General features: G+C 65.1%; 1 protein-coding gene. It reads left to right on the forward strand.

Features of this window, described 5'->3' with window-relative positions; translation table 11 throughout:
* On the forward strand, positions 1-258 hold a 258-nt coding region (locus ACZ2IA_RS23065), incomplete at both ends, for a hypothetical protein (protein WP_470294912.1).

Consider the following 258-nt stretch of genomic DNA (forward strand, 5'->3'; position numbering starts at 1 on the left):
GGCACGGCAGGCTCAGTTGTGGGCCTTCGAGCGTACCGAACAGGCGCCGATCACCCCGGCGCAGTTTCTGGCCGCTTTGCGGCTGGCCTTTCCCGGCCAGAAAGACACCGAACGCTTTCGCAGCTACGCGGCAATCTACCCCGGCAAACCCGAGGCCGTGCGCCTGTGGGCCACCCGGGATGGCAGCGCCCATGTCCCGCGTGATTCATTCAATCTGCTGCTGATACGCGCCGGCCTGCACCGTGAATTCTGTCGAAG

This window comes from Crenobacter sp. CS_VA4 (assembly GCF_055597485.1).